Raw genomic sequence first — 15790 nt, forward strand, 5'->3', positions numbered from 1 at the left:
AACATTTATTCGGATTATTGTTCGGTAAAAGTTATAACATTCCTTTAATAAGTTATCATAGTTTAATTAGAATAATTTTTTACCAATTGTCAGCCAAGCTCAATATTTAAGCATTTTTATTTTTACGCTTTTATTTTCATTCAATTTTCGTATCTTTGCCTGGCAAATAATAAATCCTAATTTATTTGCTATGCAACTCGATTCCACTAAATTTATTGCCACAGGTTTAACGTACGATGATGTACTATTAGTACCCGCATATTCCGAAATTCTGCCGCGTGAAGTAAATACATCCACATTTTTAACAAAAAAAATCAAACTTAATGTTCCATTGATTTCTGCCGCAATGGATACCGTAACAGAGGCTGAGCTTGCCATTGCAATTGCACAAAATGGTGGTATCGGGATGTTGCACAAAAACATGACTATAGACAGACAAGCTGCTGAGGTACGTAAAGTAAAACGCTCTGAAAGCGGTATGATCCAGGATCCGGTTACTTTATTGGAAACGGCTGTTGTTGCTGATGCTTTCAAAATTATGAAAGAGCACAGGATTGGTGGTATCCCGGTGGTAAGTAGCGACAATAAATTGGTTGGTATTATTACAAACAGGGATTTACGTTTTCAGAAAGACATGAAGCGGCCGATTTCTGAGGTGATGACAAAAGATAATTTAATTATTGCACCAGAGGGTACTACTTTAGTACAGGCTGAAGAGATTCTTCAGAACCACAAAATCGAGAAACTTCCGGTAGTAAGTAAAGACGGTTACCTAAGCGGTTTAATCACATTTAAAGATATTTCGAAAGTTAAAAATTATCCTGTTGCCTGTAAAGATGAGCGTGGCCGTTTACGTGTAGGTGCTGCTGTTGGCGTAACTGCCGATACCATTGAAAGGGTTGATGCCTTGGTTGCAGCCGGAGTTGATGTAATTACCATCGATACCGCTCACGGTCACTCGAAAGGAGTAGTTGATAAATTAAAAGAAGTAAAAGCTAAATATCCTGATTTACAGGTTATTGTTGGTAATATTGCTACTGGTGCCGCTGCTAAATTCCTGGCTGATGCTGGTGCTGATGCTGTTAAAGTGGGTATTGGTCCAGGTTCTATTTGTACCACCAGGATTATTGCCGGTGTTGGGGTTCCTCAATTATACGCTGTTTACGAATGTGCCAAAGCATTAAAAGGTACTGGTGTACCAGTTATTGCTGATGGTGGTATTAAACATACTGGTGATATTGCTAAGGCGATTGCATCTGGCGCAAGTACCGTAATGGCAGGTTCGTTATTTGCAGGAGTGGAAGAGTCACCAGGTGAAACCATTATCTACGAAGGACGTAAATTTAAATCTTACCGTGGTATGGGATCGATCGAAGCCATGGAGCAAGGTTCTAAAGACCGCTATTTCCAGGATGTTGAAGATGATATCAAAAAGCTGGTTCCTGAAGGTATTGTTGGTCGCGTGCCGTTTAAAGGTACCCTGGCAGAAGTAATGTACCAGTATATTGGTGGTTTACGTGCAAGTATGGGCTACTGTGGAGCAGCCAATATCGAAGCTCTACAAGAAGCACAGTTTGTACAGATTACTGCAGCAGGTATGCGCGAAAGTCATCCACACGATATTACGATTACCAAAGAAGCACCTAATTATACCAGATAGGGTTTAAGGCAGAAGGTAAGAGGGGAGAAGGTTGAAGGTATTTACCCAATCTTTCCAAATAAAAATAAAACGGGGCATCGGTTTACGATAGCCCCGTTTTTATTTGATTCAAACCTCGCAGGTTTTCGGTTATTGGACCTTATATGTTTTTAAAACCTATAAGGTCTAAGTCCAATATTATTAAAAATCACAAAATAAAATTTGGCAGCTAATATTTTTTAATATATTTGTCGACTAAATCTATAGGATTTATATAATAATTATGAAAACAATTCAAAAAACGCGCTCGTATTGTTGTTATAGCCATTCTAAAACATTAATTGGATACTTTCCAACAGGTCATTAATCAACAGCATTTAAACAAACTATCAACATAATCATGAACAAAAGTTTACTTTTCCTCTTCTCATTTTTGCTTTTAGCAGGCATTGCTTTTGCCCAGAGTCCAATAACAGGTATAATAAAAAAGTCTAGTGGTGAGCCGGTACCACGCGCCACTATAAAAGTTAGGGGCACCAATATTACTGTGAGTGCTGATGATAATGGTGCTTTCAAAATTGATGCTAAACAACAACCGCCATTTTACCTTCAGGTAAGTTCGGTAGGTTATAAACCACAGGATTTTCAGATCTTAAAATACCAGGATACACCAATCGAACTGGTTTTGGTAGAAAGTGCCCTTTTAGATGAAATCGTGGTAACTTCACGCAGACGTTCGGAGGTTTTGCAGGATGTGCCTATTCCAATTACCGTTATCGGTGGCCGTGCTGCAGAAAACGCTGGTGCATTTAATGTTAACCGTTTAAAAGAATTGGTTCCATCGGTACAGTTATATGCCTCCAATGCCAGAAATACAACACTTAACATCCGGGGCTTAGGCTCAACCTTTGGTTTAACCAACGATGGTATCGATCCGGGAGTGGGTTTTTACGTAGATGGCGTGTATCATGCCCGCCCGGCTGCAACCTCTACCGATTTTCTTGATATCGAGCAAATCGAAATCCTTCGCGGCCCACAAGGTACCTTATTTGGTAAAAACACAACTGCCGGTGCATTTAACATTACTACAAGCAAACCAACTTTAACGCCGAGTGCAAAAGTAGAATTGAGTGTGGGTAATTATAATTTTATCCAGGCTAAAACTTCAGTTTCTGGTGCACTTGCAAAAGATCTTGCTGCAAAAATATCCATTTCGGGTACTCAGCGTGATGGTACTATATGGAACACCAGGGAAGAGCGCAGATACAGCGGACAAAACAACCTTGGTTTTAAAAGTCAGTTGTATTACACGCCTTCCGATAAATTACAGGTATTGTTAAGTGGCGATGTGAGCATCCAGCATCCTGCAGGTTATCCATTGGTAATTGCAGGTGTAACTACAACTGAAAGAAGTGCTTACCGCCAGTATGCCAGAATTGTATCTGATTTAGGCTATCAACAACCAAAAATCGATCCTTTTTCAAGAGAAATCAATACCAATACCCCTTGGAGGCATAACCAATCGATCGGTGGTATCTCTTTGAACATAGATTATAAAATCGGTAACGGAACGCTTACTTCAACCACTGCCTGGAGATTCTGGAACTGGGATCCTACAAACGACAGGGATTTCTCTGAGCTAGCTGCATTAACTAAATCGCAGGGTACTTCACGTCACGATCAATACTCGCAGGAAATTAGGTATGCAGGAAATATTACCGATAAATTAAGTGGTGTAATTGGTGTGTATCTATTGGGTCAGAATTTAAAAGGACTGGCACAAACAGAAGAAGTGGGTAAAGATCAATGGAGATTTGTGCAAACCAGTAATACCGGTAGCCAGGCCTTATATTCAACCCCTGGCCTGTTAGATGGCTTCGGGATTAAAACAAACTCCACGATTAAATCGATAGGTGCTGCTGTTTTTGCACAGGTAGATTGGGAAGTTTTAAAGAACCTACACGTACTACCAGGATTAAGGTATACTTATGATAAAAAAGATGTTGATTATGATAGGGTAACTTATGGTGGTTTACAAACTACCGATGCTACATTATTGGCACTTAAAGCGGCTGTATATGCCAATCAGCAGTTTACAACCAAGGTAGATAACAACAATTTATCAGGTAACTTTACTGTATCATACCGTCCAACACATAACTTAAATATTTATGGAACTTTCTCTACTGCTTACAAACCAGTTGGTGTTAACGTAGGAGGTTTGCCAACTACTTCAACAGGAACTGCTGATTTATCAGTAGCTGTGGTAAAACCAGAATATGTTCAGCATTACGAGCTAGGTGCTAAAACAAAACCTTTTAAAGGTGCAATTGTAAATCTTAGTTTATTTAATTCTGATATCAAAGATTACCAGACCAATGTTCAATCGCCACAATTAGGCGTAAATAGGGGCTATTTAGCAAATGCTGAAAAAGTAAGGGTAAAAGGACTGGAAATAGACGGAACTTATCAGTTGGAAAGGTTTTTAACCTTAAATGCTGCTTTGGCTTATCTGGATGGTAAATATGTGAAATTCACCAATGCACCTCTTCCATTAGAAGAAACAGGGCATACCGAACTGGTAAATGGGGTAGCTACCCAGGTTGCGTTTAAAGATGCATCAGGTGGTAGGTTGCCAGGTGTATCAAAATGGAATATTTCTGGTGGTACGGAACTGAGTACTGCAGGTAAGCTGTCTACCAGAGAAGGCAGGTATTTTATTGCCGGTGATGCCAGTTACCGTTCCGAATATTCTTCAAACCCTACACCATCAAGCGTTTTAAATGTTAAAGGTTATGCCTTATTTAATGCAAGGTTAGGTTTCAAATCGGATAAGTTCTCCTTATTTGTTTGGAGCAGAAACATTGCAAATAAAAACTATTACGAGCAGTTACAGGCTGCAGCAGGTAACTCAGGTTTATATGCAGGCGTACTTGGCGATCCAAGGACTTATGGCGCAACCATCCGTTATGCTTTCTAATATTTAAATTAATCTTTTCTCTCTTATATTTGGTTAGAAGGAGTGGTGTAATGCCGCTCCTTTTTTTATACTGGAAAAAAACTTAAATGTCCTCAGGTGGTTTATACTATTTTGAAAAGCAAAGACAGAATTTCATTTTAGCGTCAGTCCTGCTATCCCTCCAAGTCCTCGCTTCGCTCCGGGCTTTCCGTTCTATCAGGTTTATTTAACAAAGTCGGTGGTTCCTGGAAAGATAAATAATGCGATTAACCTCGCTGGTTTCATGAGTAATAAGTCCTGTAACAGCTTTGTGCAGAATTAAAATTTATAGAAAGCCGATAAAATCTTAACTTCGGTAAATTTTAGACTAAATGAATAAGCTTAATTCAGTTTGTGTGTATTGTGGCTCAAACTTTAACGGCGATGTACAATTGCGTAATGCAATAAAACAGTTGGCAGAAACTTTGGTGAAACAGCAGATTAAATTGGTTTACGGTGGTGGTAGTGTTGGTGTGATGGGTGTTTTGGCCAACGATGTACTGGAACTTGGGGGGTTGGTTACCGGTATCATTCCACAGTTTTTAATGGATAAAGAAGTTGGACATAAAGGGGTAACCGAAATGATCGTGACTGAAAATATGCACCAGAGAAAACAGAAAATGGCCGATTTAAGCGATGGATTTGTAATTTTACCCGGCGGTTTTGGAACACTCGAAGAATTTTTTGAAGTGCTTACCTGGTTACAGCTTGGCCTGCACAATAAGCCAATTGGTGTTTTAAACGTAAATGGTTTTTACGATCCGTTATTTGCCCAGATGGAAATGATGGTGCAGAGTAAATTTTTGAAACCTGCCAACCGCGATCTGGTTTTTAACGAAGCCAATGCAGAAATTTTAATCAATAAGATGGACGATTTTTCTGCCGTTCCTGATGAAGTTTGGTTTAGGGAAAGGAATTTGAGTTAACTGCGGTATAGCCAGTTGCTCATGGCTGATAGTCAATAGTTCATTGCTGTTGGTCAATAGTTAATAGGCCAGTTGTGGACTATGAGCTATAAGACAATTAACCATCAACCCAAGGCTAAAACGAATACAATCTTAACATATCATCAATAACCCGCCATCCGCAAAACGCCTGGCGCTTTAAAAAATATATTAAAAATGCAAATCATCACCTCCCACGCAGAATTTGAACAATACCTTGGCAAGGAATTAGGCGTTTCTTCATGGCACACCATTACACAAGAACAGATCAACAAATTTGCCGATGCTACATTAGACCATCAATGGATCCACGTTGATGAAGAACGGGCACAAAACGAAGGGCCGTTTAAAGCAACGATTGCACATGGTTATTTAACCTTATCTTTAATTCCTTATTTATGGAAAGAAATTGTTGATATCCAGAATCTGAAAATGGAGATCAATTATGGTATTGAAAGTTTAAGGTTTGCACAAGCGGTTACCGTAAATAGTAAAGTAAGGTTAAAAGCTAAATTGGCTTCAATTATTAACTTACGTGGCGTAACAAAGGTAAATATGGCTATCGAAATGGAAATTGAAGACCAGAAAAAACCTGCTTTTAACGGAGAAGTAGTTTTCTTGTACCACTTTATTAGTTAGTTATAATGCTGTAGCATGTAGCTGATTTTTAATGTTATTAATAAAAGTAATTATACTTATGAAAAAGATCAGCACATCGCTTAGTTTAATTTTAGTTAGTCTGTTTATCCTTTCCTGTCAGAAAAAGAAAGTAGAAAATGCAGCGGCCGATTCATTTTTACCCATGCAGATCGGCAATTTATGGTATATGAATGCTCAATCTTATACCGAGATTAAAGATACCGTAAGGATCAACAAAAAACTTTTTTACCAATTTTATTCCCTGGTTGGTGGCGATGCAAGCAGCACGGTTTATCTGCGGATCGATGAACGGAACAGATTAGTGGAGAGTTACCCCGATAGCCCGGCTAAAACCTATATCCGCGCGGATTTTAATGCCAAAATAGGAGAGAGATTCTTTACCACAGGTGAAAAGGATGAAAACGACAATGAAGTAACTGTGGTTCAAAAATCAGATCAGGAAATGACCTTTTCATTCGATCCTATTTATCATCCCAATTTAAAAGGGCATCCATCTGAAGTAAAATATATTAAAGGCAAAGGCTGGGCAGAAAAGTATCAAAAAATAAAGATTGACGGTGTGGTTTATCAAAACTAGCCAAGAGATGGGCGCCCGGTGTTATGCGATTGGCGTTTTTTTAACAACCTCTACATTTTCGCGGTTAAACAAACTTCTTATTAATTACGTTATACCCTCTGTGCCTTTTCTTTTGATCTCTTTGGTTAAAATACTTAGCGCTCTTTGCGGCTATCCTTCGCGTACTTTGCAGTTATGAAAGCCACGGATACCCTGATTTTTCACCTAATCTCAACTCTATGTCCTCTGTTTTTCTGCGAAATCTTTGTGGTAAAAAACTTAGCGCTCTTTGCGACTATCCCTTGCGTACTTTGCGGTTAAAAAAAGCTGCGGATGCCCTGAAAACATGGTGATTTTATTCAATCTCAATGCTATGTCCTCTGTGCCTTTTCTTTGATCTCTGTGTTAAAATACTTAGCGCACTTTGCGGCTATCCTTTTGTGTACTTTGCGGTTAAAATAACTATTGGTATTAAAAAAACATTGCTATTTGCGGTTAAACCTTCCTGTAGACCAGAAACCGATTTGGTCAATGCTGTTTTTCTAAAATTAAATCTAAATTGCCTCCATGAATATCGAATTCAATAAAAACGAGGATGTCAATAAACAGTTGGTTTACGAACTGAAAACCAAACTCAAAAAGATCCATCTTGGTGGAGGCGAAAAGAATGCCGCTAAGCAAAAAGAAAAAGGTAAGCTGTTGGCCCGTGAAAGGATTGCTTATTTAATCGATAAAGATTCTGACTTTTTGGAGGTCGGTGCCTTTACTGCCGATGGCATGTATGCCGCACAGGGCGGATGTCCATCTGCAGGAGTAGTATGCGGCATAGGTTATGTTAGCGGAAGACAGTGTATGATTGTTGCAAACGATGCTACTGTGAAAGCTGGGGCATGGTTCCCGATGACTGCTAAAAAGAATCTCCGTGCGCAGGAAATCGCCATGGAAAACCGTTTGCCAGTAATTTATTTGGTAGATAGTGCCGGAGTATACCTGCCCATGCAGGATGAGATTTTCCCAGATAAAGAACACTTTGGAAGGATGTTTCGCAATAATGCCATCATGTCGTCTGAAGGAATTGTACAGATTTCGGCCATTATGGGGGCTTGCGTAGCGGGTGGTGCTTATTTGCCCATTATGAGCGATGAAGCTATGATTGTTGATAAAACCGGTTCTGTATTTTTAGCAGGCTCTTATCTCGTAAAATCGGCAATCGGCGAAGAAGTGGATAATGAAACATTGGGTGGTGCAACCACACATTGTGAAATATCAGGTGTTACCGATTATAAACACCCTAACGATCAGGCCTGTTTAGATAGCATTAAAAATATCATGAGCATGCTGGGCGCACCAGAAAATGCCGGTTTCGATCGCATTGCTGCTGTTAAACCAAAAGAAAAAGAAGAAGAACTGTATGGCATCTTCCCTGAGAACAGGGATAAACCTTACGAAATGATGGACGTTATTAACCGTTTGGTTGATGGATCTGAATTTGAAGAATATAAAAAAGGTTATGGTCAGAGCATTATCTGCGGTCTGGGCCGTATCGATGGCTGGGCGGTAGGTATTGTGGCTAACCAGCGTAAAGTGGTAAAATCAAAAAAAGGGGAGATGCAGTTTGGTGGAGTAATTTATTCAGATAGTGCCGATAAAGCTTCGCGGTTTATTATGAACTGTAACCAGAAGAAAATTCCACTGGTATTTTTACAGGATGTTACTGGTTTTATGGTGGGTAGCAGATCAGAACATGGTGGCATTATAAAAGATGGTGCAAAAATGGTAAATGCCGTGGCTAATTCTGTTGTACCAAAGTTTACTATTGTTTTGGGCAACTCTTACGGTGCCGGTAATTATGCCATGTGTGGTAAAGCTTACGATCCACGTTTGATTTATGCCTGGCCAACAGCAAAAATTGCCGTAATGGGTGGCTCACAGGCCGCAAAAACATTATTGCAGATTCAACAAGCTTCTTTAAAAGCAAAAGGAGAGGTGATTACGCCTGAAAAAGAAGCTGAGTTATTAAAAGAAATTACCGATAAATACAATAGCCAAACCACGCCTTATTATGCGGCAGCCAGGCTTTGGGTAGATGGGATTATCGATCCTTTGGAAACCAGGAAGGTAATTTCGATGGGGATTGAGGCGGCCAATCAATCGCCGATTACGAAGAAGTTTAATGTAGGTATAATACAAACTTAGTGGCATAAGTGCTGTCAGATGGTAACATCTGACAGATTTATAAATGAGTGTCAGATAGAAATATCTGACACCACAAAGATATTTTTTACCGCTTAAGCCATCTGATACATCTGAGCTTAACGCCAAACGCAATCCGCTTTACTCAAACGCTTTACACCATGCCCCTGTCCTTTTGCTGTTAATAAGTAAACTATGTTGACAATGTAAACTTGTTAACAATTATTTAAAGCATTAAATTTGTGCTACGATTAATGAATTTCAAACACACTATATAATGTCACAAGAAAACGAGCACGTTCAGTGTTTAATTATAGGTTCTGGCCCTGCAGGTTATACTGCTGCAATTTATGCTGCCAGAGCTGATTTAAAACCAATAATGTATACCGGTATGCAAGCTGGCGGACAGCTTACGCAAACTACGGATGTAGAAAATTTCCCAGGTTACCCGCAAGGAATTATGGGACCAGAAATGATGGAAGATTTCCGCAAGCAGGCAGAGCGTTTTGGCACCGATATCCGTTTCGGTTATGTAAGTTCGGTAGACTTCTCTTCAACTCCTCATAAAGTAGTGGTTGACGAAATTAAAACCATTACAGCTGATACTGTAATTATTGCTACAGGTGCAACTGCCAAATGGTTGGGTTTACCAAGCGAGCAGCAATACAATGGTTTTGGTGTTTCGGCATGTGCAGTATGCGATGGTTTCTTTTTTAAAGGTCAGGATGTTGCTATTGTAGGTGCTGGGGATACTGCAGCTGAAGAAGCAACTTATTTAGCAAAACTTTGTAAAACTGTGCACTTATTGGTGCGTAGAGATGAGTTTAGAGCTTCTAAAGCAATGGTAAGCCGCGTATTGACAACACCAAATATTGTAGTTCATTACAATACTGAAACCCAAGAGATTCTAGGTAACGGCAAAAATGTAACTGCAGTTAAAGTTTTAAATAACAAAACAGGTGTCGAATCTGATATTGCCGTAGAAGGGTTCTTCGTGGCTATTGGTCATAAACCTAACACCGATATTTTTAAAGGTCAGTTAGATATGGATGAAACCGGTTATTTAACCACTAAACCAGGTTCTACCTTAACCAATATCGAAGGCGTTTTTGCCTGCGGCGATGTGCAGGATATGTATTACCGTCAGGCAGTAACTGCTGCGGGTTCTGGTTGTATGGCAGCTCTTGATGCCGAAAGGTATCTGGCCGCTAAAGAACATCCGGTAGAAGCTTAAGAATAATTTTAAAATATTTTGAAAGAGAGAAATCAGCAATGGTTTCTCTTTTTTTATATATGGTCATCATCTCAATCACGCCAATCGTCATCTTGAGCGAACCCGATAGTCATCGGGTGAAACGTAGTCGGGAGATCTGTTAAAGCAAATCTTATTTTATAAAACCTCCATTTTTTAGAAAACAAGTACAGGAGTTCTTTTTATTGTTCGTCCTGCTTTTCATTATATTTTTTGCCCTTCGATTACGCTCAGGGTGACAAAAAATGCCATTTCAATCAGGTTTAAATACACAGTTTTCTGCAACTGTTTGGGTTTAATAACATAGTGCCTATGGTTTCTTCTGCAACTGCAACCCTAAATAGTTTAACCTGCCTTGCCACCTAAACCCGATCTGAGCGGGATGCCAATTTCCTTCAAATTGGCAGAAGCGGGAGCGGGACTACCTGAACCAAAACGCTGCTGTACCCGATTTCCAAAAAAAAGACTAAGGCTTCCATTATCATAGCTTATCAGAAACATTGGAAAAACGTTTTAATAAATATTGTTTAGATTTATCTGCATTATGCGGTGCAGTCAAACGTTTGATTCCTATTGTAACAAGAATGTGGGATTTGTAATATCTCCATAATCTCTATCTTGGTTCAAATATTAGTTTAAGTCATAAAATCTACACAAAAAATGAACAAAGCATTATCGGTTTTTATTGGAGTATTAATCAGTACGGCTGCATTTGCGCAGGGTGATCCTAATCTGGGTATTATACCTGCACCGGTAGCCATTACCAGGGCCAACGGAAATTTCGTATTAGATAAAACCACAGTTTTAGTCAATCAAAGCATCGACGGCGCAAAGATGGCTGATTTATTAAACGCTTTTATCGTTACCGAGGCGGGTTTTGCCCTAAGAGAGACTAAAATAACCCAACCTAACCAAAGGGCTATCATTTTAACATCTGCTGGAGCAGATCAATTACCTGCCGAAGGTTATACCATTAAAGTTACACCAAAACAAGTTGTTTTAGCAGGAAAAGGTGCAGGCCTGTTTTATGCCGTCCAATCGGTTATGCAGATGATGCCGGATAAAATTGCCGATAAAATTACCATCCCTGCTGTTAATATCAACGATTATCCTCGTTTTGCCTACCGTGGAACGATGCTGGATGTAAGCCGTCATTTCTTCCCGATTTCTTTTATCAAAAAGTACATCGATCAGTTGGCTTATTATAAAATCAATACTTTTCACTGGCATTTAACTGATGATCAGGGCTGGAGACTGGAGATAAAAAAATATCCAAAACTAATTGAGATTGGTTCTTCCCGTAACGGTACCATAATCGGTAATTACCCGGGTAATGGCAATTACCTTACCCCGGTTAAAGGTTACTATACGCAGGAAGAAGCCAAAGATATTGTTAAATATGCCGCTGCTAAGTACATTACCGTAATACCCGAAATTGAATTGCCAGGACATGCATCGGCAGCAATTGCAGCTTATCCGGAATTAAGCTGTTTCCCTGGCCGCGATACTTTTATCAGCGATAAAACACCATGGGCCGGAAGCAGAAAAGGGAAACAGGTACAACAAACCTGGGGCGTTTTTGATGATATTTTTGTGCCCTCAGAAAATACTTTTACTTTCCTGAACAATATTCTGGATGAGGTAATTGCTATTTTCCCTTCAAAATACATCCATATTGGTGGTGATGAAGCGCCAAAAACCTATTGGAAAGAATCACCGTTTTGCCAGTCTTTAATGAAAGAGAAAGGTTTGAAGGATGAACACGAATTACAGAGTTATTTTATCCAGACAATTGAAAAACATGTAAATAGCAAAGGACGTTCGATTATTGGCTGGGACGAGATTTTAGAAGGTGGTTTAGCGCCAAATGCAACAGTAATGAGCTGGAGAGGTGAAGATGGTGGAATTGCAGCTGCACAACAAAAACACGACGTAATTATGACCCCGGGATCGATGGGTTTGTATATTGATCATAAACAATCTAATTCTCCTGATGAGCCGGTTACCATAGGTGGTTTTGCACCTTATCAAAAAATATATGCTTATGATCCGATTCCGAAGGTATTAACGGCCGACGAAAGGAAATACATTAAAGGTGTACAGGCAAATATGTGGACAGAGTATATTAAAACCCCTGAAAAAGCAGAAAATCATGCTTTCCCGAGGATATTGGCTTTATCAGAGATTGCCTGGTCACCGGTTGAACGTAAAGATTTGAAAAATTTTAGCGAAGTGCGTTTGCCAGCACATTTGGCCCGCTTAGATAAAATGAATGTTAACTACTGGGTACCTACACCGATAGGTCAAAGTGATAAAGCTTTAACCGGTGGCGATTTTACCATTGATTTAAAAGCACCAGTTGCAGGAGCTAAAATTTATTATTCGATTGATTTATCCCGCCCATCCGAAAATGCATTTTTATATACATCGCCAATTAAAATTAACATTCCGCAAGGTGAGAAGAGGGTATTAAAAACCATTGTAATTGCCCCAAGCGGTAGAAGAAGCGTAGTTACCGAAACGGTTTTAAACAACGGAGCACCCGAAGTTAAAGCGGAAGCGAAGAAATAAAATTTATTGCTTTGATAGGCTAAAATACTTAATTTGGGGGCAACCAAAATGAACCCAAATAGAATGAAACTACAAAAATACACATTGCAGCACCTTTTGTTAATGACAGGGGTGCTGTTTTGTTTTGCATGCACCGAAGAAAAACCTAAAGAAATTAAAACAGAAACGGTCAAAGTAGAAAAGAATCCCTTCCGCTTTTATAAAGATATAGAAGTAAAACCAGGGTTAAATTTCGAAATTGTAAGCTGGGGAAAAGGAGTAGACTCTATTGGTGGGTACCAGATCTTAATGTCTGATTCAATCCGTAATAATTACCGTTCAGCAGCTGTTGATCGTAAAGGCATTATTACCGATGCCTGGAACATGGATCTTGACAATGATGGAAATCCTGAGCTATATATCCAGTTGTTAAGCAAAAAGAATATTTTAGATTTAAATGTGTTCGAATATGCGGGTGGAGATTTCAATAAAATCAGTTTCCCATCTTTAAGCACAAACCAGAAAAAAGGTTATGCAGGCAACGATAAATTTTTCATCAAAAACGGTGATCTTTTCCGCTCTTTTCCTGTAAAAGATATAGCAGATAGCACTAAAACGATTAACAGAACACTGCAATATAAGTTAAGTGGCAATAGTTTTTCGGCAGGTGAGGTGAAGTAGAGTACAGAAGGTGGAAGGTTTTAAGGTAGAAGGTTTAAGACTAAAGACCAAAGCTGAAAGGCTTATGGCGCTAAGCGTAGAGCATATGGCGGAGTAACACTTCCATTTCAATAGTCCGTCATTTCGAGCGGAGTGCAACGCAGTCGAGAAATCTATCTAGGCAGATCTCTCCGTTCCGCTGCGCTTCAGTCGAGATGACGGCCATCTTTATTGCGATTAGTTTAAATTTAAAACAATGAACAACCAGAAATTTTCAATTATCGATCGCATAAAGAGCTTTAAATATGCATTTAATGGGTTAAAACTCTTTTTTATGACCGAACATAATGGTCGTGTTCATTTATTTGCCACAATAGTTGCCATTGCGTTGTCTTTTTATCTTAAAATTTCAGGTTTAGAATGGATTGCGATTTTATCGGTTATTTCTGCGGTTTTTGTGGCTGAGATCCTTAATTCAGCTATCGAAAAACTGGCGGATTTGGTTTCGCCTGATTATCATCCGAAAATTAAAATAGTAAAAGATTTGGCGGCTGCTGCAGTTTTGGTTTCTGCATTCCTGGCGATAGCTGTTGGTTTTATAGTTTTTGTTCCGAAACTATTTTTGTAGCTCAGCCATAGCAGTCCTAGACTCCTCAATCTTCTCTTGAATAATCTCATCCCACCGGGCCTGCATTTTATGGTTACTGCCGTGCTCAGTCTCTTCATCATAGTTACGTTGCATGGTATCAAAATAATTGCTGATCTGATTGGCAAGCTCAGATATTTGAGCTTTATAGTTGTTTACAGAATAGTTTCTGTTTTTCAATACCCTTTCGGCTTCTAAAAGTAAAATATATTGAATATCAGCATGTCCTTGCTCATGGTGTAAAAGACTGGCACTAATTTCAGGGTCTTTAATTTTATCCCATTTTACCCACGATCTGGTTTTATCAATACTGACATCGTTTTTAAGCTTAATTACTACTCTGTTACGGTAAACCGTGCTCTCATAGCTGTATTTCCAGGTCATGGCAGTTAAAGCAAAAAATCGCGAGCGCATATCTGCTTTTCCTTTGAAATGGGTTTCCCAATCCAGTTGTACCGGTTGATTAAGGTCTTGTTTAAAAGCAAAAGTGCAGGGTAAAACCAGCAAAAATAATAAGGGGATAATCAGTTTTTTCATGTGTTGATTTTTACAATGAAAAAACCGTGCCTAAATTATTCGTGGGTAGAAATCTGTCCGCTAATCCTTTCGAATTTCTCAATCAGCAGTGAAATTCGTTCTTTTTCGCGTTTAATTACAGCCTTTCGCAATATAGTTGAGCAAAATAGTATCCATGAAAAAGTTAATACAATTGCAGCTACTTTTTGAGCCATGCTCAAATAGGTTAAAATTTCAATGAAATAAAATATAATTCCCAATGATAATGCAATAGCGTAAAACCAATATAGCGAATTGTAAAGTTTATACCGGTTTAATTGATATGTTTTTAAATTATTCAGGTATTCGTGCGGATGAGCAGTAGCATCATTTTTAGCAATCAAACGGTGATCGCGATATAGAATGAGTGTATATACACCAATAACAACAATCGTAATACTGATACCTACATGGGTTGTCCACGATTCGAAGTGAAAAAATATCCATAATGCAGCAATGGCAATAAAGGATGCCAGCATGCCTAAAATGTTCAAAGCAGATTTTAGCTTTAGGCCATTTACTTCTTTCTTCGCTTGTTGTAACATTTCATCAGCAGAAACTTTAACTTCTACCTCGTGCTTTTGCCACAATTCCTGTATTTGATCAAACGCTTGCATACTGGTTATATAGTTCTGTTAATTTTTGTTTAATGCGGTGAATTTTTACCCTCAAATTGCCTTCGCTTATACCTGAGATATCGGCAATTTCATGATATGGTAACTCATCTAAAACCATGGTAATAATTAAACGGTCATTTTCTTCGAGTTTAGAAATGCAGGTATAAAGCAGGGCAACCTGTTCATTTTTCTCAGAAAATTCTTCAATTTTATTCTCAATTATATTATCTGTCAATTCATCTTTTGCCTGACGTTTTTCTGAGCGTAAATAAGTAAGACAGGTATTTACGGCAATTCTATAAATCCAGGTAGATATTAAAGATTTGTTTCTGAATTTATCCAGATTTTGCCAAACCTTCAAAAAAGTTTCCTGCAAAAGATCATTTGCGGCGTCAGTATCGCCGGTATAACCATAACATAAATGGAATATTTTTTTGGAATTCGAGTCGAAGATCTGCTTAAATAACTTGTCTTTTTGTTCCATTTAGAGGTTTATCGTTGCGTTTTAGATGTTGGTTCA

General features: G+C 38.8%; 13 protein-coding genes. 10 read left to right on the forward strand and 3 right to left on the reverse strand.

What is annotated here, in order from left to right:
- Window positions 1-190 precede the first annotated feature (190 nt).
- The 10 genes from guaB (at window position 191) to ACQ86H_RS12325 (ending at window position 14080) form a co-directional block, all read left to right on the forward strand.
- Window positions 191-1660, forward strand: coding sequence for an IMP dehydrogenase (gene guaB, locus ACQ86H_RS12280; protein WP_138821666.1), 1470 nt, complete (start codon window positions 191-193; stop codon window positions 1658-1660).
- Between the two features lie 379 nt (window positions 1661-2039).
- Complete coding sequence (locus tag ACQ86H_RS12285; protein ID WP_431295022.1) at window positions 2040-4619, forward strand: TonB-dependent receptor; 2580 nt, start codon at window positions 2040-2042, stop codon at window positions 4617-4619.
- Window positions 4620-4969: 350 nt separating this feature from the next.
- Window positions 4970-5563 carry a TIGR00730 family Rossman fold protein gene (locus tag ACQ86H_RS12290; protein ID WP_431295023.1) on the forward strand — a complete coding sequence of 198 codons (594 nt, stop codon included), beginning with the start codon at window positions 4970-4972 and terminating at the stop codon, window positions 5561-5563.
- Between the two features lie 195 nt (window positions 5564-5758).
- The gene (locus tag ACQ86H_RS12295) at window positions 5759-6220 is read left to right on the forward strand and encodes a MaoC family dehydratase (RefSeq protein WP_138821663.1); all 462 of its coding nucleotides are present in this window, start codon (window positions 5759-5761) and stop codon (window positions 6218-6220) included.
- 58 nt (window positions 6221-6278) lie between these two features.
- Window positions 6279-6818: a hypothetical protein gene (locus ACQ86H_RS12300; protein WP_431295024.1), complete on the forward strand. Its 540-nt coding sequence runs from the start codon at window positions 6279-6281 to the stop codon at window positions 6816-6818.
- A gap of 546 nt (window positions 6819-7364) precedes the next feature.
- Window positions 7365-8993 carry an acyl-CoA carboxylase subunit beta gene (locus ACQ86H_RS12305; protein WP_431295025.1) on the forward strand — a complete coding sequence of 543 codons (1629 nt, stop codon included), beginning with the start codon at window positions 7365-7367 and terminating at the stop codon, window positions 8991-8993.
- 274 nt (window positions 8994-9267) lie between these two features.
- On the forward strand, window positions 9268-10224 hold the full coding sequence (gene trxB, locus ACQ86H_RS12310) for a thioredoxin-disulfide reductase (protein ID WP_138821660.1): 957 nt from the start codon (window positions 9268-9270) through the stop codon (window positions 10222-10224).
- Window positions 10225-10902: 678 nt separating this feature from the next.
- The gene (locus ACQ86H_RS12315; protein ID WP_431295026.1) at window positions 10903-12813 is read left to right on the forward strand and encodes a beta-N-acetylhexosaminidase; all 1911 of its coding nucleotides are present in this window, start codon (window positions 10903-10905) and stop codon (window positions 12811-12813) included.
- Between the two features lie 63 nt (window positions 12814-12876).
- Window positions 12877-13473: a hypothetical protein gene (locus tag ACQ86H_RS12320; RefSeq protein WP_138821658.1), complete on the forward strand. Its 597-nt coding sequence runs from the start codon at window positions 12877-12879 to the stop codon at window positions 13471-13473.
- Window positions 13474-13708: 235 nt separating this feature from the next.
- Window positions 13709-14080, forward strand: coding sequence for a diacylglycerol kinase family protein (locus ACQ86H_RS12325; protein WP_138821657.1), 372 nt, complete (start codon window positions 13709-13711; stop codon window positions 14078-14080).
- On the opposite strand, the gene ACQ86H_RS12330 is transcribed toward ACQ86H_RS12325, so the two are convergent.
- Genes ACQ86H_RS12330 through ACQ86H_RS12340 form a run of 3 tightly spaced genes read right to left on the reverse strand, consistent with a single transcriptional unit; the run spans window position 14069 to window position 15754 of the window.
- Window positions 14069-14635 (reverse strand): DUF922 domain-containing protein, encoded by a 567-nt coding sequence (locus ACQ86H_RS12330; RefSeq protein ID WP_431295027.1) that lies wholly within the window; start codon window positions 14633-14635, stop codon window positions 14069-14071. The two genes, ACQ86H_RS12325 and ACQ86H_RS12330, sit on opposite strands and share 12 nt — an antisense overlap.
- Window positions 14636-14670: 35 nt before the next feature.
- Window positions 14671-15270: a hypothetical protein gene (locus ACQ86H_RS12335; RefSeq protein ID WP_138821655.1), complete on the reverse strand. Its 600-nt coding sequence runs from the start codon at window positions 15268-15270 to the stop codon at window positions 14671-14673.
- A complete protein-coding gene (locus ACQ86H_RS12340) occupies window positions 15257-15754 on the reverse strand; it encodes an RNA polymerase sigma factor (RefSeq protein ID WP_138821654.1) in 498 nt (165 codons plus the stop codon). Before ACQ86H_RS12340 ends, ACQ86H_RS12335 begins: the two co-directional genes overlap by 14 nt.
- Window positions 15755-15790: the final 36 nt, after the last annotated feature.

It is taken from the genome of Pedobacter sp. P26 (assembly GCF_050632135.1).
Taxonomy (GTDB): Bacteria; Bacteroidota; Bacteroidia; order Sphingobacteriales; family Sphingobacteriaceae; genus Pedobacter.